We start from the raw sequence: 19,386 nt of genomic DNA on the forward strand, positions 1-19,386 counted from the left end.
ATCTTCACGACAATACATGCGCTTCGCGAACAGGGGCTGTCTTGCAGCGAGATCGAGGGACGGACCGGGTTCAGGCGCCATAGCGTGGCGAAGTGGCTGAAGTCGGAAGTGCTACCTGACCGGCGCAGGGCGACACTGAAGCCGACGTCGCCCTGGTACTTTGCAGAAATCCTCGCCGTTTCCTGGAAGAAGGGAAACAGGCGTGGCAGGCAATTGTTTCACGAAATCCAGAGCCAAGGATATGAAGGTAGCTACTCGCATCTTCAGCGGTTACTGGCAGGGTGGCGCAGGGCCGAAAAACAGACGTCGACCGATCTTGTCACCAGTCCTGCAAGGCTTGAGCCCGTGCGGGATCCGCAAACAGGCCATGCCATATCGCCGGTCATTGCGGCGGCTCTTTGTATCAAACCACGGGGTACATCGGCACCAGACCAGGCGCGAAAGGTTGACGCGTTGAAGGCCGGATCCCCCGGCTTCGCCACGATGCGGAGCCTCGCAATGCACTTTAAGGGTATCTTGCGCGGACGACAATCTGACCCGCTTGATGCATGGATCGACAACGCCATCGAGTCGAACATCATCTCGATTATGCGATTTGCCTGCACGCTACACCGCGACATCGATGCGGTGCGCAATGCCATCGAACTACCTTGGAGCAACGGCCAGGCCGAAGGACAGGTCAACCGGCTGAAGACCCTCAAACGCGCGATGTACGGTCGAGCCGGTCCAGAGCTGCTCAGAGCCCGAATGCGTCATCACCGCCAAACAGAGTGAAGCAGAAACCAATTAAGGGCTACGCGACAGGTGGAAAGCACAGTGCTTCATGATCAAGATTGGCCGGAACATACCTGCGCGCGAAGAATTCCGGGCTTGCATGACGATACGCACCAAAAGAACGCCGGACCACACAATCACCCTGCCCCACCGGGTTTTACCCACGCACCAGCCAAATCTGACCCGTGCGTGTTACGCAGCACCTTCTTCAGAGCGTGCTTCCTTGATCTCCTCGCGAAAGGAGCGGATTGATCGTTCGACATGGCCCAGCATCGCCTTGCGCGCGCCCGCAGGGTCACGCACGGAAATCGCCTCCAGTATTTCGGTATGTTCAGGGATGACGGTATTGAAATATCTGGCGCCCTGCTGCGGCGACAGGTCAGGCCGGGGAGAGACAGGGCGCAGATGCGGGCCAAAACGCAAGGCTGCCGCTTCGTAGATCGTATTGCCGGTGGCGCGCGCGATGGCCAGATGAAATTCATGATTGGCCTGATGGGGGAACAGATTGGCCTGAACGTCGCGGATCAGTCGTTCATGTGCAGCCCGGATTGCAAATTCCTGGGTTGCGCTGCGGCGCATCGCGGCCAATGCAGCGGCTTCGGGTTCCCATGCCAGACGGAATTCATAAAGATCCAGCATCTGGGGGATATCACTCATTTCCTTCGGATCGCGCCAGATAGAGGCTTTGGGCAGTTCTTCGGTCACGAACATACCCCGTCCCTGAGTTGAACTGACAAGCCCGTCATTGCGCAAGGCTGCGATGGCCTCGCGCACAACGGTACGGCTGACGCCGAAACGGTTCATCAACCCGTTTTCCGTCGGCAGTTTGCTGCCAAGCGTCAGCGATCCCGAAAGTATTTCGGACTTCAACTTGCGGACGACTTCCTCGGCCAGCCGGGGTTTCGGAGTATTCACATGACCTCCCTCAGGGTGTGGGTGCGGCTTCTTTCTGCCCGATATCCGGACCTAAGCAAAGGGCGCCCGGACATTTGTCGCGCACCTGCAGCAATGCTGCGATATAACCATAACAAAATGCAAACGCGACACCCCGTTCATTTGCCCCTGCAAGAGTTGGCGCATGATCAGGCATTACCATATAGCGATATCCGCAATCATGCAGCGCCCCGATGACAGCGGGCATGTCGACATCCCCGTCATCCGGAAAGGTTTCGCGGAAAGAATATAACCCTCCGCTAATGTTGCGGAAATGGACGTTCATGATTTTACCGCGCGTCCCGAACCAGCGCGTCAGCGCGGGAACCTGCGACACGTCTTCCAGCATTTCCGCAAGGGTGCCGATGCAGAAATTCAGTCCGTGAACGGGGCTTTCGTGAATGCCTACGAACCGCTTCAGCCCTTCTACCGTTCCCAGAATGCGGGTAACCCCCATATATCCGGGCGGGGTCGCGGGGTCATGCGGGTGGCAAGCCAGCCGGACGCCGTTTGCTTCCGCCACGGGAACAATGCGCGACAGGAAATAGGTCGCGCGCTGCCAGATATCTTCTTCGTCAATGACCCCTGCCGGACCGGCTGCGTGCTGATCAGCCAGATCCCAGCGGAATGCTTCAGCGCGGGCACCGCCGCGACCTGTTTCCATCGGTGTGCGCGGAATGCCTATATAATTGAAATTGTATTTGACCGATGGGATACCCGCCGCCGCGCAGTTTTCGATCAGCTGGCAGATGGCATCGATCTGCTGGTCACGGTCCGGTCCGGCCAGCAGGATATCGGGGCATTTTGCCTGCGATACGGGAACAGATGCCATTGGCAATTGCAACATGTCCAATGTCAGACCGAAGCCCTCAATCTTTGCCCGGAATTGTTCCAGGTGTGGACGGGTCCATTGGCGCCAGTCGCCGTCAGGGTCGGCGCAGATGTTGTTTACGCCAAGCTGCTTCATGACCCTGTAGTCGTCATCGTTGCGCGCAGGTAACTGGGTGCCAAGATACATCTTCAACTCCGGGGCTGTTTTCATTATTTGTAGTATGAATACTGCGTTCACCTGCATGAGCGCAAGCATATCTTGCGATATATACTGATATTCCCTGTAGACACGGCGAATTTTTCATAATACCAATAATTGGTAATGTCGTATAAATTTCAATCTGGGAGGAAATGAAATGAGGAAAATCTCTGCAATGCCGATGGCAGCGCTACTGCTATCGACGTCACTGATTCTGCCGGGAGGCACATTTGCCAACACGCCAAGCGACACATTGGTTTATGGAACATCGCTGGCGCAGGTCATTTCACTGGACCCGCATCAGGGACAGGAAGTGACCGCGCTGGAAATCATGGCAAATCTTTACGACCGCCTTGTCGGCAGCGGGCCTGACGGCACCCTGACGCCGCAACTGGCCGAAAGCTGGGACCTGACGGACGAGTCTATTACTTTTCATCTGCGCGAAAACGCCACTTTCGCAACAGGTGAACCCGTCACCGCAGATGATGTGGTCTGGTCACTGACGCGACTGATGACCCTGAATCAGGCACCGGCATCCAAGTTGCAACCTGCCGGCTACACCGCAGAGAATATTGCGGATATGGTACATGCTGTGGATGAACGCACATTCCGAATTGACCTGACGGGTGACATCGCGGCTGATCTGCTGCTCTATCGGCTGTCTGAAGTCGCGGCCAGTGTTGTAAACCGCGCAACTGTCGAACCGCACGACAATGACGGCGATCTGGGCAATGGCTGGTTGCGCACGAATGCGGCCGGGTCCGGGCCATTTCTGCTGTCCCGCTGGGCACCGAACGATATCGTCCTGATGGATGCCCGCGCCGACTACTGGAACGGCGCGCCGCAGCTTTCGCGCGTGATCATGCGCCATGTTCCTGAAAGTCAGGTCGAAAGGCTGATGCTGGAACGCGGTGATATCGACATCGCGGGTGCGCTGTCTGCGGGGGATATCACCTATTTCACCAACTCCGAAAATGTGACAATCCAGTCGGTCCCGACAGGCGGGTTTTATGTGCTGGCCATGAACATGGAACGCCCCGAACTAAGCGACCCGCGCGTGCGCGAAGCGATTTTCCGGGCGATTGATCATGAAGGTATAGAAGCGGCAATTCTGGGGCCATACGGGCGCACACGGCACGTTCCCGTTCCTGTCGATTTCGCGCATGCGATTCCCGACCCCGAGGGCTGGGGCTATGACCCCGAGGCCGCGCGCACATTGCTGGAAGAAGCCGGATTTGGTGGCGGGTTCTCACTGACGATCAAAACCATTGCGCAAACCCCCCGGGTTGAACTTGCAACCGCTGTGCAGGCGGGGTTGGCCGAAATTGGCATTCAGGCCAGTGTCATTCAGGGCTCGGGTGCTGATATCGTGTCCATGCACCGTGCGCGGGATTTCGATATTCTGATTCCGCAAACCGGTTCATACATGCCCAATGTCATGGGATCGATGGAGCAGTTTTCGTCAAACCCCGACAATTCACGCGAAGCGAACAATGCGGGCAATTTCGTCTGGCGCTCAGCATGGGATATTCCTGAGTTGACACAAATCACCGCAGAGGCCCTTCGCGAAAACGATGCGGAACGGCGCGGTGAACTGTATGAGCAGATGCAATATCAGTTCGTGGAATCGGTTCCCGCTGTCTTTCCGATGTTCGAGCGGTTCCAGCCCATCGTGTTGAGCAATCGCGTTCAGGGCTATCAGGGACATGCACAGAATGTCGTGCGCCTTGAAAATGTGACCAAGACGGACTGATCCAATGTCATCGACCACCGGTTTTTCCGCCACACGGCTTGCAGAGCGTTTCCTGCATCTGATCCTCAGCCTGTTCATGCTGATCCTCGTGACATTCGTGATTGGCAGATTGCTGCCTGCCGATCCTGTTGGCGCGATTGTCGGTGAACTGGCCAGCCCCGCGGCCTATGCGGCCATGCGCGAGCGGTTGGGGCTGGATCAGCCGATCGTCATCCAGTTCCTGCGCTATCTGGGCGATCTGGCACAGGGGAATCTGGGTATTGCCGCGCTGACGGGAAATCCGGTGGTCGATGATCTTGCGCTGGCTGCCCCCGCCACGCTGGAACTTGCCACGCTGGCGATTGTAATCTCTTTCCTGCTGGGGGTTCCCCTTGGGCTGGCTGCGGCGCTGCGCCGTGACACATGGATTGATCAGGTGGCGCGGGTAATTTCGCTTGTGGGTCATTCTATCCCGGTTTTCTGGTTCGGGATTGTGGGGCTTGTCGTGTTCTATGCGTGGTTGGGCGTAGTCGGCGGCCCCGGACGGGTTGATGTGTTCTATGAAGGTATTGTGCCGACTGTCACAGGCATGATTCTTGTCGATACCCTGCTTGCCGGGGAAACGCATATTTTCTTCAATGCGTTGTCACATATCATCCTGCCCGCATCGATGCTGGCCTATGCGGCGATGGCCTATATCACGCGCATGACGCGGGCCTTCACGCTGGAGCAACTGAATCAGGATTATATCATCGCTGCCCGCGCCAAGGGCGTGGGCGCGGCGCGGCTTCTGTTCCGCCATATCCTTCCGAATATTTCGGTGCAGTTGATCACCATTCTGGCCATTTCCTATGGCGGGTTGCTGGAAGGTGCCGTTGTGACCGAGATTGTGTTTTCGTGGCCCGGCATCGGGCAATACATGACCTCTGCGCTGCTGATCGGTGACATGAACGCTGTTCTGGCGGCAACGATCTTCATTGGAATTGTCTTCATGACACTGAATTTCCTGTCCGATATCGCCTATGCGTTTCTTGACCCCCGCACGCGGGAGGCAGGATGATGACCTATGTTCCACTTCCGGAGCGTCGCAGCCTTCGTGAAAATCTTGGAAACATGATGGGGGCAACAGGCCGGTTTGTTGCGGACCTGATGCGTGAACCGCTGGGGCGTGCCGGCTTTATCGTGGTCATGCTGCTGATCCTGATTGCGATATTTGCACCCCTGATCGCGCCCTATTCACCAACACGTCAGGCGCTGGGTTCGGCACTTCAGGCCCCTTCTGCAACACATTGGCTGGGAACTGATGAATATGGCCGCGATATCCTGAGTCGTCTTATCTGGGGTACGCGCATCACCATGCAAACCATCCTGTCGATTTCTGCGATCGTCGGACCGGTTGGGCTGATTATCGGGGTAACGGCGGGCTTCTTCGGCGGGCGTATCGATGCGGTGCTGATGCGGTTTACAGATATCGTGCTGTCTTTTCCGTCGCTGGTGCTTGCGTTGGCTTTTGCCGCAGCAATGGGGGCGGGGTTGCAAACGGCAATTATTGCTATTTCGCTGACAGCATGGCCACCTGTTGCCCGGCTTGCCCGCGCTGAAGCGCTGGTTGTCCGGAACGCCGACTACGTCAATGCCGCGCGGCTGTATGGTGCAGGCAAATTGCGGCTGATATTTTTATATGTCGTGCCAATGTGCATTCCATCCGTGATCGTGCGTTTAACGCTGAATATGGCGACGATCACCCTGACGGCGGCTTCTCTTGGCTTTCTGGGCCTTGGGGCACAACCCCCGTCCCCGGAATGGGGGGCGATGATTTCTGCGGGGCGGCGCTTCATGCTGGACCAATGGTGGGTCGCGCTGATGCCCGGCTTTGCGATTTTGCTGACCAGCCTTGCGTTCAATGTTCTGGGCGATGCGCTGCGTGATGTGCTTGATCCACGTTATACAAGGAAATGACATGGACACTACGCTAAGCATCCGTGATCTGAGTGTCCGTTTCGCGCAAGGGTCTGTGCGGGCCGTGGATGGGGTCAGCTTTTCTGTATCATCGGGCAAGATCGGCATTGTGGGCGAAAGTGGTTCCGGCAAATCGACCCTCGGGCGGGCCATCATGCGCCTTCTGCCACCATCTGCCAGCATTTCCGCCGACTGCATGACGTTTGGCGAACATGATCTGCTGCGCGCGTCGGAAAAGGACATGCGCAAACTGCGTGGCAGCGTCATGGCGCTGATCATGCAAGACCCGCGCTATTCGCTGAACCCGGTTTTGCCCATTGGCCGACAGGTCGCGGAAACTGCCATCCTGCACAAAGGCATGTCCCGCAAAGAAGCCGGAGAGGCCGCCGCCGCCATGCTGGAACGTGTGCGTATTCGTGATGTGACGCGGGTAATGCAGTCCTATCCGCACCAGATATCTGGCGGCATGGGGCAACGGGTTATGATTGCCGCCATGCTTCTGGCGCGTCCCCGTCTGGTGATCGCGGATGAACCGACCAGCGCGCTTGATGTCAGTGTGCGCGGCGAAGTTCTGGAATTGCTGGATGATCTGGTATGCGCTGACGGGTCCAGCCTGCTGCTGATCAGCCATGATATCCGCATGGTTGCCGCGTTTTGCGACAGGATTATCGTCATGTATCAAGGCCGCATTGTCGAAGAAGTGACACAGCTGCGGGACGCCAGCCACCCCTATACCCGCGCCCTGATCGCTGCAATGCCAGACCCGCGCCATCCTGTCCGCCGGCTTGCTGTGCCGGACCGCGCCAAACTTGAAAGGGGCTGATCTGTGATCCGGATACGCGATTTTAATGTCCGCTACAGGTCGGGCAAAACGGAAAACCACGTTGTGCGGGGTATTGATCTGACTGTCGCGCAGGGGGAATGCGTCGGGATTGTCGGTGAATCCGGCTGCGGCAAATCAACTCTGTTGCGGTGCCTTGTCGGGCTGGAGAGCGGCTGGACAGGTAACATCGAAATTGACGGGCAATCCCTTGGGGCGGTGCGCGGCAAGGACGACCTGCGCCGCGCGCAAATGGTGTTTCAAGACCCGTTCGGTTCCCTGCATCCGCGCCACCGGATCGGGCGGGCACTGTCGGAACCGCTGCGCTGCATGGGACTGCCGGGCAGCCCGCAGCGCGTCGCTGCCGCCCTTAAAGAAGTCGGGTTGCCCGCATCATTTGCACACCGTTTTCCGCACCAGCTTTCGGGGGGCCAGCGCCAGCGTGTCGCCATTGCGCGTGCGCTGATCATCGAACCCCCGATCCTGCTGCTGGATGAGCCGACAAGCGCGCTTGATGTAAGTGTTCAGGCCGAAATTCTGAACCTGCTGTCCGACCGGCGCGACGAACGCGGACTGACCTATTTGCTGGTCAGCCATGATCTTGCTGTTGTGGCACATATGTGTGACCGCATTCTGGTAATGCAGAATGGCGTCTTTGTTGAAGAACTGACCCCGGACAATATACGTCTGGCAAAGGCCACACACCCTTATGCCCAGCATCTGATGGATGTCAGCCTTCTGAGCGATGCTCTATAACCGGAGAGACATTTATGAATACCTGGACCGGGACTGCCGCACCGCGCATGATTACGCGCCCGTTTCACCGCAAATGGCTGATGAACCAGGCAGATGCCTTGTTGGGTTTCTACCGTCAGGCGTATAACCCGGCAGGGGGGTTCTTCACCCTTGATAAGGAAGGGCGTTCCATCGGCCATACCCCGCGCGGCACCGGCACACTGCGGGAACTGCATGATACCTGCCGGATGACGCATTGCTACGCCGCTGCGCATCTGCTTGGTCATCCATCCGGCGCGGCCATGCTCGATCATGGAATGCAGTTTATCCGCTCGCATCACCGCGACCCGGACGCTGGCGGTTATTTTGCGTCGGTGGATGATGACGGCCCGGTGCGTGCTGACAAACTGGCCTATGGTCATGCATTCGTGCTGTTGGCGGCAGCGTCAGCCGGGGCAGCGGGACATCCAGATGCGCGCTGGCTTTTTGACGACATTCTGAACGTGATCCGGACCCGCTTCTGGCAAGACGTGATGACTGAACAATATGACCGGAACTGGACCGCGCCGGATGGCTATCGGGGCATGAATTCCAACATGCACACGTTGGAAGCGCTGTTGGCGGCATATGACATCTGGCCCGATGACAGTCTGCGCACGATGGCGCTTGCAATCGCTGATCTGTTCATCAACACCCACGCGCGGGCCGAAGGGTGGGTCATTCCCGAACATTACAACACCGCATGGCAGATCGACCGGCATTACGAAGGCGACCCGATGTTCCGCCCCGCCGGGACAACCCCCGGTCATGCGCTGGAATGGAGTCGCCTTCTGATGCAGTTGTGGATCATTGACGGGCGGAAACAGGACTGGATGCCAGAAGCGGCGCGGCACCTGTTTCAGAATGCGGTTACATTCGGTTGGGCATCTGACCGTGGGGCGTTTCACTACACGCTGGACTGGGACAACACACCGCTGCGGCGCGCAAATTACTGGTGGCCAGTGGCCGAGGGCGTGGCGGCGGCGCATGTCTTAGGCAGCCTGCTGGATGATGACCTGTATGAAGACTGGTATCGCCGGTGTTGGCGCACGCTGGACGCGCGGTTCATCGACCACAAGCAAGGGGGTTGGTGGCATGAAATCGATGCTGATGGTCAACCCGAAGAATGCGTATTCAAAGGCAAGCCGGACATTTACCATGCCTTGCAAGCCTGCCTTATCCCCTTGGTGTCACCACACCGCAGCATGAACGCCGGACTAATGGTTTGTCCGGATCCGGCGGGTACATAAGCAGGGCATTCCTGTGGACAGCTGAGCGGAAACCAACACCCGGTTTAAGCCCCATTTCACATCAGCCTATTGCCGGTGTGCCTGTCACCAGGGCCAGAATATCCGCAAATCGTCGAAAACGAAGCAATGCGGTAAATCTTCAACAGGACCATGCGTTCCCCCTTGTTGCATAGCCCGGGGGATCGGTGGTTACGATATGGCGGCTATTCAGATGGCACGACCGCTACAGGTGACGGCATCAAAACAGTTTCGCAATCTTGTCTTCCCGCACAGAAAGATGCGTCGATGCCATTGGAAACACGCGCATGGGCAAACGGCGACGCATAAGATGGACGCTCAAGGGCGCATGCCTGTCCGTCGTCACAAGCGCGCTGTCATCGGTGACCGGTTGACCGTTCTTTAAAATGGCCGCCTACCCCACAGTTTTTGCCCACTCCCCCCTTGCAGTATGCCCTTCCACGGTTGTTCCAATTGCACCCGCAAAAAATGTTGACTAGTATGTAAGTATAACTGTATGGAAGATTGCATCGGGAGGATCAGATGCCACAGAGCAGCCGTCAGATTGTCGAGCTATTGCCGGGCGCAGCGGTTGGCCCGCAAATACATCGGATATTGCGTGACCGGATCGTGCGGGGCCATCTGATGCCTGGCGCGCGAATTTCCGAAACGGAACTGGCCGCTGAATATGCAGTCAGTCGCCAGCCTGTGCGCGAAGCATTCATCAAGCTTGCCGAAGAAAACCTGCTGGAAATCCGGCCCCAGCGCGGCACCTTCGTGCGGCGCATTTCGTTGCCTGCAGTTCTGTCCGCCCAGTTCGTGCGCGAGGCCGTCGAAGCCGATATCGTTCGCATCCTTGCGGTGGCCCCTTCCCCGGAACTGATTACCAGGCTGGAGGGGTTGCTGCAGGAGCAGATCGCCACAGCGAACGACCCCGACCCCACGGATTTCGTGGTGCTGGACGAAAGCTTTCACCGTGCCATGGCCGAAGCAATAGGCCAGGCCCCGGCCGCGGATATTCTGGAAGGGTTGAAAATCCAGCTTAATCGCACGCGTCACCTGACGGCGCGGCAATTCTCGCGGCATAAAGTGATCGAACAACACAGCGCCATTCTGGACGCGCTGCGCGCGCGTGACCCAGACCGCGCAAGCGCGATGATGCGCACCCATTTGCAGAAAATCCTGAATGACCTTCCGGCAATCGTGGAGGCGATGCCGGAGTGTTTTGACCAGACGACCCGAAAAACGTCCGCATGAATAACAGGAGGAAACAATGCTGACACTGAACCTGAAGAAACTGCTTCTCGCCGGGGTTGCCGCGCCTTTTCTTGCTTTCCCTGCCCTGGCGCAGGATGTCACGCTGAAGCTGGGCCATCTTGCGAATGAAGATAACCCCTGGCACAAGGCCGCCGTGAAATTTGGCGAGGAACTGTCGGCACTGACAGACGGGCGCATTGCGGTCGAAGTCTTCCCCAATGAATCCCTTGGCCGCGAAATGGATCTGATCAACGGCATGCAGCTTGGCACCGCTGATATGACGATCACGGGCGAAAGCCTGCAGAACTGGGCACCCATGGCGGCCCTGCTGGCTGTGCCCTATGCCTATACATCACTTGAACATATGGACGAAGTCGCCTCTGGCGAGATTGGCGCGCAGATCGAGGCGCAAATCATTGAAAACGCGCAGGTCCGCCCGATTGCCTATTTCGCGCGCGGCTCGCGCAATCTTACCTCAAACCGGGCGATCACCACGCCGGATGATCTGAACGGGCTGAAACTGCGCGTGCCGAACGTGCCGCTGTTCGTGAATGTCTGGCAGGCGCTTGGCGCAGCGCCCACCCCGATGGCGTTCTCAGAAGTCTTTACCTCGCTTCAGAACGGTACGATTGACGCGCAGGAAAATCCGCTGGCGCTGATCAAGTCAGCAAGCTTCAATGAAGTGCAGACCCATGTGAACCTGACGGAACATGTCCGGTCCTGGATTTACCTGACAATCTCGGAAATGACATGGGATGGTCTGTCTGCAGATGATCAGGCCGCAGTCATGGAAGCTGCCGCACGCGCACAGGCCTATGAGCGCGAACTGTTCATCGCGGATGAAGAAGCGCTCGCCGCTGATCTGTCCGCAGCTGGCATGATTTTCCACGAAGTTGATGGCGCAGCCTTCGCCGCGGCAGCGCAGGATGCCGTCCTGTCCAATGTCAGCGATGAAATTCGCCCGATCGTAGAACAGCTTTTCGACCGTTGATCCCTGACCTTTGCCAAGGGCGCAACTGATGCGCCCTTGGCCCCCTTCCCTTTGCCGGAGCCAACATGTCCCGTTTCATTGCCATCCTGACCAACTGGACGGTCCATGCCTTGCGCGCGGCTACCGGGCTTTCCTTCGTCGTGCTGATGGCGGCGGTGCTGATACAGGTCTTCGGGCGCAGCGTGATCGGCACCTCGCCGGTGTGGACCGAAGAACTGGCGCGTTTCGCGCTTTTGTATCTGACCGGGTTCGGCGCCGGCTTGGCAATTCTGTCGGGCGATCTGGTCAATGTCGATCTGATCGCGGAATCCTTGCCCGATCCCATGCCTTTCGTGCTGCGCCTGCTGGCGGCCTGCACGACCTTTGCTTTCGCCGCTATCCTGATCGGTCCCGCCTGGCGCTACGTTTCCATCGGTGTACGCCAGACCTCGGCCGCGCTGGGAATGCGGATGGATTACATACATTTCTCGATCATGGCACTTCTGCTGAGCCTTGCGCTGTTTGCGGCCCTTCGGGTCATAGGCATGATCTTTGGCACGACTGACGGACTGCCTGAATCCCGACCGGAGCATGACACATGAACCTTGCAATCCTTCTGTGCGTGTTCCTGCTGGGACTCGCCGCAGGCGTACCCGTGGCTATCACGTTGGGCGTCGCATCGCTGGCCTATCTGTATGTCGCGGGCATTCCTTTCGTCGTGATCCCACAGAAAATGTACGCAGGCATCGATGTTTTTGTTCTGTTGTGCATCCCCGGCTTCATCCTTGCCGGCAATCTGATGAATTCGGGCGGAATCACAGCACGCATCATCCGCTTCGCACAGGCGCTCGTCGGCTGGATGCGCGGGGGCCTTGGCATGACAAATGTGGCCTCCTCCATGCTGTTCGGCGGGGTATCCGGGACTGCAGTGGCAGATGCGGCCTCGATTGGGGGAATGATGATCCCCGGCATGAAAAAGGCAGGCTATCCGGCGGATTTCTCGGCGGCAGTGACCGCAGCCTCATCCACTGTGGGGCCGATCATTCCGCCTTCTGTGCCTATGATCATTGTCGGCTCACTCTCGGGGATTTCGGTTGGCAAGATGTTCATAGCAGGCGCGGTGCCAGGCGTCCTGCTGGGCATCGCCATGATGATCACCACCTATATACTGGCCGTCAGGCGTGGCTATCCACGCCAGCAATGGCGGGGCGTGGGTGAATTGGGGCGGTCCTTCATGGGGGCGTTCTGGGCGCTGGCCATGACGACACTGATCGTTGTGGGCCTGCTCTCGGGGATGGCCACACCCACGGAAACCGCCGTTGTTGCGTCGGTCTATGCGTTTCTTGTGGGTGCTTTCGTCTATCGCGACCTGCCCCTGCGCAAGGTCCCGAAGATCATCATCGACTCAGCCATCTCATCGGCGGCGATCCTTGTGCTGATCGGGACCGCCAATGTCTTCGGCTGGATTCTGGTTTCCGAACGCATCCCGCAGGCGATTGCGGGTTGGGTGCTGTCCTTCACCGACAACCGGATAGTCGTGATCCTTCTTATCAATCTGGTGCTGCTTTTCGTCGGCATGTTCATGGAAACCATCGCCGCGCTGATTATCCTGTTTGTACCGCTTCTGACACTGGCCACAAGCGTAGGCATTGATCCGCTGCATTTCGCGGTTTTTGCGGTGCTGAACCTGATGATCGGCCTGACCACGCCACCTGTCGGCGTGTGCCTGTTCGTCTGCGCCAATATTGCGCGGCTGCCGCTCGCGCCGGTGGTACGGGCGATTATGCCGTTTTTGCTGTGCAACCTGACTGTGCTGATACTGGTGTCCTACATTCCGGCGATCTCTACATGGTTGCCTAATCTTATAGCGAATTGAGGGAATGAGCATGACCAAAGCCTGTCGCTTGCATGGCCGGAATGATCTGCGCATCGAAGATGTGGCGCTGGCCGATCCCGGCCCCGGAGAGGCGCTGGTCCGACTTGGTGCGGGCGGCATTTGCGGGTCGGATCTGCATTACTATCATGATGGTGGATTCGGTCCGATCCGGGTGCGCGAACCGATCATACTGGGCCATGAGGCCTCAGGCACCATTGAAGCGATAGGGGCTGGGGTAAACCTGACTGTCGGGCAGAAAGTAGCATTGAACCCATCACGGCCCTGCCACGATTGCACCTATTGCCGCGATGGGTTGTTCCAGCATTGCCTGAACATGCGGTTCAACGGCTCTGCCCTGCGAATGCCGCATGAACAGGGGTTCTTTCGCGAACGCATGGTTGTCAACGCCGCGCAATGTGTACCAGTGCCAGACACGACTAGCCTGTCAGAGGCAGCTTGTGCCGAACCATTGGCGGTCTGTCTGCATGCGTTGGGCCAGGCCCCGGATCTTGCCGGACGCCGCGTGATGGTGACAGGGGCGGGACCGATCGGCGTCTTGTGCGTTGCCTTGGCCCGGCGTGCCGGTGCAGCCGAAATTGTGGTGACGGATTTGCAAGACCTGCCGCTGAAGGTTGCGCGGACCATGGGCGCAACTGACGGGATAAACGTTGCGGATGCGCCGGAACAAACGGCACGTTTCGAGGCCGACAAGGGCTATTTCGATGTCACCTTCGAATGTTCTGCCGCTGCCCCGGCCTTGCGCGCGGCAATTGCCTGTACCCGCCCCCGCGGAACCGTCATCCAGCTTGGCGTTGCCGGTGATCTGACGATTCCCATCAATCTGCTGGTCGGAAAGGAAATTCGCCTACACGGCACGCACAGGTTCCATCAGGAATTCTTGCAGGCCGTGGAACTGATTTCGACAGGCACGATAGATGTGACACCAATGATTTCCGCCACCCTGCCTATGGAGCGCGCGCAGGACGCTATAGGCCTTGCTGGTGATCGTAGTCGTGCCGTCAAGGTGCATATCACGTTCTGAACCGTGATACGCGGATCTGTAAACTGCTGCGTGTCGCGTTCATCCGCATCCTGACCTGTTGTTCCGTATGGCCGGGACGCGGAAACACCCGACTTGGACTTGCAATATGCACCAACCGGACAAGCCTCACCTGCAAGCAGCAGCGTGACGCATGTTTGTAGCGCGCAAGAAAATATTCCAACTTCCCTGCTGCCCCCTACCTGATTTCACCAGAACATATACCGGTCAACCCTCCGGGCTTATTTGATACGCATCTTCAGGCAGGCGTGGAAAATGCCACAAGCGATGGATTTTCGCATTCTGATAAAAGCCATGTATACTTATTATTTAGTAAATTATCTGCGCAAAATATACGCTTTTTGCAGACTACTACTGGATTTAATCGATACATCCCATTCGCCCCTATATCAACCGCGCGACAACCAGCACCGCCCCTCAAATCGTGTTTAGTGCTGGGCATTTGTGAAGAGGCAACCCACTGCATTCGATTAGCAATGATTCATGAAGCTTCAAACGCCCTCATTGCACACCCGGGATCGGCAGACCCGCGTTCCAGGCCGGGACCATGCCACAAGCGCCGCTGCCCTACCGATTCGACGGGATCGCCCTAGCCGAAGTGTTGGGCGCCCCCGGGCCATGTCCACAAGATATTGGATATTTCACCTTTACAACCTTATAAATTATTACTTTTCAATAGCTTATAGGCATGTATAAATGTGCTTATGAAACATGGGCCAAGGTGGCGCAAATCACCAGATGCAAAAAACTGTTGTCTGAAGGCGAGTTGCGTGTCACAAGTTCTTTTGTCGCAGGAACGCGCAAATCGCGCGGTTTAGCGACGAAACACAAGCGACCCATCAAGAGGTCAAGAGGGCAGTATGAATTCTACGATGGATCTTTCCAATTCTGGCTCAATCGCTGCATCCATTGCGTCGAATGCCGCCCGCCTTTCTGAAGCATTGAACAATCATATGCGCAACAGCTTTCAACCTGAAAGCAGAAAAACCTTGCGCAAGTTCCAACCTGCAGAAGTATCCGAACTGACCGGGATAAGCATGTCGAACCTGCGCACGCGCCATCAGGAAGGTGATTTCCCGGATGTCGAAACGGATTCGCGCGGGCGCAGGCTTTATTCTGCGGAAGAGATTGACCAGATCCGCCACGTCATGGCTCGCACCGGTCGCAACGGCGACACCTATTTGCCGGGTCGCAGGGACGGCGACGCGCTTCAGGTCATTTCCATCGTGAACTTCAAAGGTGGCTCCAGCAAGACCACCACCGCCATTCACCTTGCGCAGCGGTATGCACTTCGGGGATATCGCGTGCTGGCCGTTGACATGGACCCGCAGGCCAGCCTGACCACAATGTTTGGCTATCGCCCCGAGATCGAATTTTCTGAAAGCGGCACGATCTATGACTCGCTGAAATACGAAGACCCCGTCCCCCTTAGCCAAGTGGTGCGCAAAACCTATTTTCACAATCTGGATCTGGCACCGGCCGGGCTTTTGCTGTCGGAATACGAAACCGAAACCGCTTACGCCCTTCAGCACAAGATCGACCCGCCCTTTACGCAGCGGCTGGCAATCGCACTTGATGAGATCGAGGAGAATTATGACCTTGTGATCATCGATTGCCCTCCGCAGCTTGGCTTTACGACAATGACATCCCTGCTGGCATCCACAGGCTTGCTGATCACTGTGGTTCCCAGCATGCTTGACGTTGCATCAATGGCCCAATTCCTTGAAATGGCTGGAGAAACTGTCGAAACGCTGGAGGATGCTACCGGGCCGATCGACTGGTCGTTTCTGAAGTTTCTGATCGCGCGCTATGAGCCGACGGATGTTCCGCAATCGCAGATGGCGGGCTTTTTGCGCTCGATCCTGCTTGATCAGGTGCTGACCACGCCGATGCTCAAATCCACCGCAATCTCTGACGCCGGGATGACACAGCAGACCATTTATGAGCTGGAACCGAGTCAGGTCGTCAAGAAAACGCTCGACCGGATTCTTGAAAGCGTGAACGGCGTGGCCGATGAATTTGAAAAGACGATTCAGGCCGCATGGGGACGGGAGAATGATTGATGGCACGTAGAAACCTGTTCCAGCCCCCTCCCCCGCCGAACGCTGGCGTTGACGCCCCCCCCAAGGAGCAGAAGCAGCGCTTTCCCAATACCGGTGCGATAAGTGGCGTCAAATCAACGCTGAAAGATCTCTCCAGCAATGCTGTGAGGGAAATTTCTGTTGATATGATAGAGGAGGCTGGCCCGAAAGACCGGCTGACATTCACGGATGCTGATGTCGCCTCGCTTGCTGAAAGTATCAGGCAGCATGGCCAGCAAGTGCCCATCATGGTGCGCCCGGTTGCGGATAAGCCAGGCCACTACCAGATCGTTTATGGTCGGCGCAGGCTATGTGCCTTGCGTGTCCTCGGCGTGCCAGCAAAAGCGCTGGTGCGCACGCTTTCCGACCAGGAGGCTATTCTGGCCCAAGGGCAGGAGAATTCGCAACGTCTTGACCCAAGCTTCATTGAAAAAGCACTTTTTGCGGCAGAACTTGTTGATAGCGGCTATGCGCAGCCGGTTATTCTGGATGCGCTGGCGATTGACAAGCCTATGTTGTCGCGCATGACCAAAGTGGCGCGGGCAATCCCCGGAACCGTCATTCAGGCCATCGGGTCAGCGCATGGCATCGGGCGGCGACGCTGGGAGGAACTGGCCGACCATGCGAAAAACAACACGATAGACCTGGAGCAGATTGTATCTGCGATCCGGCTTGAAGATGTGCATAATTCAGATGAGCGTTTCACGCAGGTCAGCGCAGCTGCTGCGAGAAAGAGCCGTGGCGAAAGCAGGGAATCTGCCCCCCCTGCCCTTTCGGTTTCGTCCCGCAATGGCACGCATCTTGCCGAAATCAGAGATACGCCGCGCGCGCTGACGCTGAAGCTGTCGAAGACAGCCACCCCCGAATTTGCCCAGTGGATGCGTGAGAACGCAGAAGCTGAGCTGATGCGCCTCTATGAGGCGTGGCAGTCGGAACACCATTCCGGCTGAACCAACGACGAGCAGAGAAACTTAAAAAAGGAGCACGATTAGCAGCCAGAAAAGAAAGAGCCCCCCAAGGTCACCCTCGGAGAGCCCGTCCTGTTCTTTGCACCATCAGGTTTACCAGCTTCTCCGCGTCAGTCAATAACAACCAATTTGGTTGAACGATGTTTTTTGGCCAAATTTCCAAAAAACTGTGACATCGGGGCTTTTCCCGACCGGTTGTCGTGAAAAAAACATGGCATTCATTCAGGCAGCCGCCTCCATCACGGGGCGGAACGAAGAAGTATTGTCCGCGGACAATACAATCCCGGAGCGGCACATCATCATCGAAACCCTGCGCAAGGCGGCAACGCTGATCGGGCTGAACGCGCCCGTCATCGCCACGCTGGATGCAATGCTGTCCTGCCTTCCCCCCAGACGGTCCCATCACACTGTCTTTGCATCAAATGCTACATTGACCTTTCGGCGCAACGGCATCTCAGACCGCACAATCAGGCGGCACGCCGCCATTCTGCAAGATGTGGGCCTACTTATACGCAGGGACAGCCCGAACAAGAAGCGTTTCACACGCCATAATAGCCATGAGGGAAAATCGTTACGGTTTGGTTTCGACCTCTCCCCCCTGTTCCAGCGCCTTCCAGAAATCGCATCCATTGCAGCCGACGCAACGCAGGAGGAGGAGCGCAAGACCTATCTGCGGGCAAAAATCCGCTGCCTTGCGAATGAAATCCTGCGCAAAGACCCGGAAAACCCTGTGGCTGCCAATGCGCTACGTGCGCTTCGGCGGAAACTGTCTTTGTGCGACTGCGAAGAACTTATGAATTCCTTTGCCTCAGACAAGATTGCCGCCGAACGTCCAATGGACATGGTAGTGTCTGGAACAACAACTATGGCCACCAAAGACGGCCAAAATGTCCGCCACCATCATAAGTCAAATAAAGAACATATTGATAGAAGAAGCCGGTCGCATGTAGAAAACCGTAGCACAACAGCAGCGTCAAAACCACTCTCGGTTCCCGAACTCATCGCTGCCTGCCCTGATGCCGTCGGATTTTCGCTACGACCAATTGAGACTATCAATCATGTTGTGACCCATGCGCGAACGCTCGCCCCTATGATAGGTATCGATCAGCGAAACTACCAGGCAGCAGAGCATAATCTTGGTGTTGTGGAAACAGCGGCTACCATCTGGGCATTGATTCAGCTTCAACCCCGAATTCAAAAATTGGGGGCATATTTCCGTGCAATCACATCTGGCAGCAAAAGCGCGGAATTTGACCCCACACTACTGGTCAGGCGCCTTGCAAGAACCCAGAAGCAGGCAGCATGAACAGATGGCTTTTGTCCGCGGACAATTCGGAAAACCAGCCTATGGTTATCTGGGCAATCGATTATTGCCCGCGGACAATAATCGATTGCTTTTACCAGTTCGGAATCCCGTCATCCGAAATTCCAATGCTGAAAATGATAGGGCAGGGGGCGTTAGCCGCAAGGGTCAATCTGTTTCAGCAAAATAGACAAAACTCATCTTGTTGCCATCCAGATCACGAACATAGGCCCCATAGAAATCCGGCCCATATTGCGGGCGCGGTCCAGGATCGCCCTCATTGCTGGCCCCATTGGCCAACGCCACTGCATGGGCTGCCTGCACCTCTTCTTTGCTCTTACAGTTCAGACCAACCATATTGCCATTGCCGGGCGTCGCGGCTTGCTTGTCAAATGGTGACGCAACCCAGATGCGCCCACCCCCGCGCAGCCTGTAGCAAAAGGCATGCGGCATATAATCGGCGCATACAGCGCCACCAATCAATGGCAAGACCGCATCGAAATAGGGGCGTGCCCTGCTGACGTCATTTGATCCGATCATCACATAGTTCAAGGACATTGTGTTATCTCCGCATAATAGAACATAAGAAGAACATCTATCGC

The 19,386-nt window shown here is 56.9% G+C and carries 18 protein-coding genes; 15 read left to right on the forward strand and 3 right to left on the reverse strand.

The window, feature by feature from the left end; all coding sequences use genetic code 11:
• The coding region (locus PUT78_RS19860; protein WP_274354006.1) for a transposase at positions 1-774 on the forward strand (774 nt) is incomplete at its 5' end.
• A gap of 192 nt (positions 775-966) precedes the next feature.
• Here PUT78_RS19860 and PUT78_RS19865 read toward each other — a convergent pair.
• Positions 967-1,689 (reverse strand): FadR/GntR family transcriptional regulator, encoded by a 723-nt coding sequence (locus PUT78_RS19865; protein ID WP_274354007.1) that lies wholly within the window; start codon positions 1,687-1,689, stop codon positions 967-969.
• 10 nt (positions 1,690-1,699) lie between these two features.
• Positions 1,700-2,725, reverse strand: coding sequence for a mannonate dehydratase (locus tag PUT78_RS19870; protein WP_274354008.1), 1,026 nt, complete (start codon positions 2,723-2,725; stop codon positions 1,700-1,702).
• A gap of 169 nt (positions 2,726-2,894) precedes the next feature.
• Here PUT78_RS19870 and PUT78_RS19875 point away from each other — a divergent pair, with 169 nt between their 5' ends.
• The 14 genes from PUT78_RS19875 (at position 2,895) to repC (ending at position 18,787) form a co-directional block, all read left to right on the forward strand.
• On the forward strand, positions 2,895-4,490 hold the full coding sequence (locus PUT78_RS19875) for an ABC transporter substrate-binding protein (protein ID WP_274354009.1): 1,596 nt from the start codon (positions 2,895-2,897) through the stop codon (positions 4,488-4,490).
• A 4-nt stretch (positions 4,491-4,494) separates the two neighbouring features.
• Positions 4,495-5,529 carry an ABC transporter permease gene (locus PUT78_RS19880; protein ID WP_274354010.1) on the forward strand — a complete coding sequence of 345 codons (1,035 nt, stop codon included), beginning with the start codon at positions 4,495-4,497 and terminating at the stop codon, positions 5,527-5,529.
• On the forward strand, positions 5,529-6,428 hold the full coding sequence (locus PUT78_RS19885) for an ABC transporter permease (RefSeq protein ID WP_420793534.1): 900 nt from the start codon (positions 5,529-5,531) through the stop codon (positions 6,426-6,428). Before PUT78_RS19880 ends, PUT78_RS19885 begins: the two co-directional genes overlap by 1 nt.
• 1 nt (position 6,429) lies before the next feature.
• Complete coding sequence (locus tag PUT78_RS19890; protein ID WP_274354012.1) at positions 6,430-7,251, forward strand: ABC transporter ATP-binding protein; 822 nt, start codon at positions 6,430-6,432, stop codon at positions 7,249-7,251.
• A 3-nt stretch (positions 7,252-7,254) separates the two neighbouring features.
• Positions 7,255-8,004: an ABC transporter ATP-binding protein gene (locus PUT78_RS19895; RefSeq protein ID WP_274354013.1), complete on the forward strand. Its 750-nt coding sequence runs from the start codon at positions 7,255-7,257 to the stop codon at positions 8,002-8,004.
• 14 nt (positions 8,005-8,018) lie between these two features.
• A complete protein-coding gene (locus PUT78_RS19900) occupies positions 8,019-9,272 on the forward strand; it encodes an AGE family epimerase/isomerase (RefSeq protein ID WP_274354014.1) in 1,254 nt (417 codons plus the stop codon).
• A gap of 540 nt (positions 9,273-9,812) precedes the next feature.
• Complete coding sequence (locus PUT78_RS19905; RefSeq protein ID WP_274354015.1) at positions 9,813-10,526, forward strand: GntR family transcriptional regulator; 714 nt, start codon at positions 9,813-9,815, stop codon at positions 10,524-10,526.
• Positions 10,527-10,542: 16 nt separating this feature from the next.
• Positions 10,543-11,517, forward strand: coding sequence for a TRAP transporter substrate-binding protein (locus PUT78_RS19910; RefSeq protein ID WP_274354016.1), 975 nt, complete (start codon positions 10,543-10,545; stop codon positions 11,515-11,517).
• A 65-nt stretch (positions 11,518-11,582) separates the two neighbouring features.
• A complete protein-coding gene (locus PUT78_RS19915; RefSeq protein WP_274354017.1) occupies positions 11,583-12,098 on the forward strand; it encodes a TRAP transporter small permease in 516 nt (171 codons plus the stop codon).
• On the forward strand, positions 12,095-13,372 hold the full coding sequence (locus tag PUT78_RS19920; RefSeq protein ID WP_274354018.1) for a TRAP transporter large permease: 1,278 nt from the start codon (positions 12,095-12,097) through the stop codon (positions 13,370-13,372). The genes PUT78_RS19915 and PUT78_RS19920 overlap by 4 nt, the downstream gene beginning before the upstream one ends.
• Before the next feature lie 4 nt (positions 13,373-13,376).
• Positions 13,377-14,414 carry an L-idonate 5-dehydrogenase gene (locus tag PUT78_RS19925; RefSeq protein WP_420793533.1) on the forward strand — a complete coding sequence of 346 codons (1,038 nt, stop codon included), beginning with the start codon at positions 13,377-13,379 and terminating at the stop codon, positions 14,412-14,414.
• Between the two features lie 890 nt (positions 14,415-15,304).
• Positions 15,305-16,495, forward strand: coding sequence for a plasmid partitioning protein RepA (gene repA, locus PUT78_RS19930; protein ID WP_420793535.1), 1,191 nt, complete (start codon positions 15,305-15,307; stop codon positions 16,493-16,495).
• The gene (repB, locus tag PUT78_RS19935) at positions 16,495-17,463 is read left to right on the forward strand and encodes a plasmid partitioning protein RepB (RefSeq protein ID WP_274354021.1); all 969 of its coding nucleotides are present in this window, start codon (positions 16,495-16,497) and stop codon (positions 17,461-17,463) included. Before repA ends, repB begins: the two co-directional genes overlap by 1 nt.
• A 229-nt stretch (positions 17,464-17,692) precedes the next feature.
• Positions 17,693-18,787 carry a plasmid replication protein RepC gene (gene repC / locus PUT78_RS19940; RefSeq protein WP_274354022.1) on the forward strand — a complete coding sequence of 365 codons (1,095 nt, stop codon included), beginning with the start codon at positions 17,693-17,695 and terminating at the stop codon, positions 18,785-18,787.
• A 165-nt stretch (positions 18,788-18,952) separates the two neighbouring features.
• Here the strand turns inward: repC and PUT78_RS19945 are convergent, their stop codons facing one another.
• The gene (locus PUT78_RS19945) at positions 18,953-19,342 is read right to left on the reverse strand and encodes a VOC family protein (RefSeq protein ID WP_274354023.1); all 390 of its coding nucleotides are present in this window, start codon (positions 19,340-19,342) and stop codon (positions 18,953-18,955) included.
• Positions 19,343-19,386 lie beyond the last annotated feature (44 nt).

Origin of the sequence: Roseinatronobacter alkalisoli (assembly GCF_028745735.1) — a bacterium.
In the GTDB taxonomy this organism is placed as follows: domain Bacteria; phylum Pseudomonadota; class Alphaproteobacteria; order Rhodobacterales; family Rhodobacteraceae; genus Roseinatronobacter; species Roseinatronobacter alkalisoli.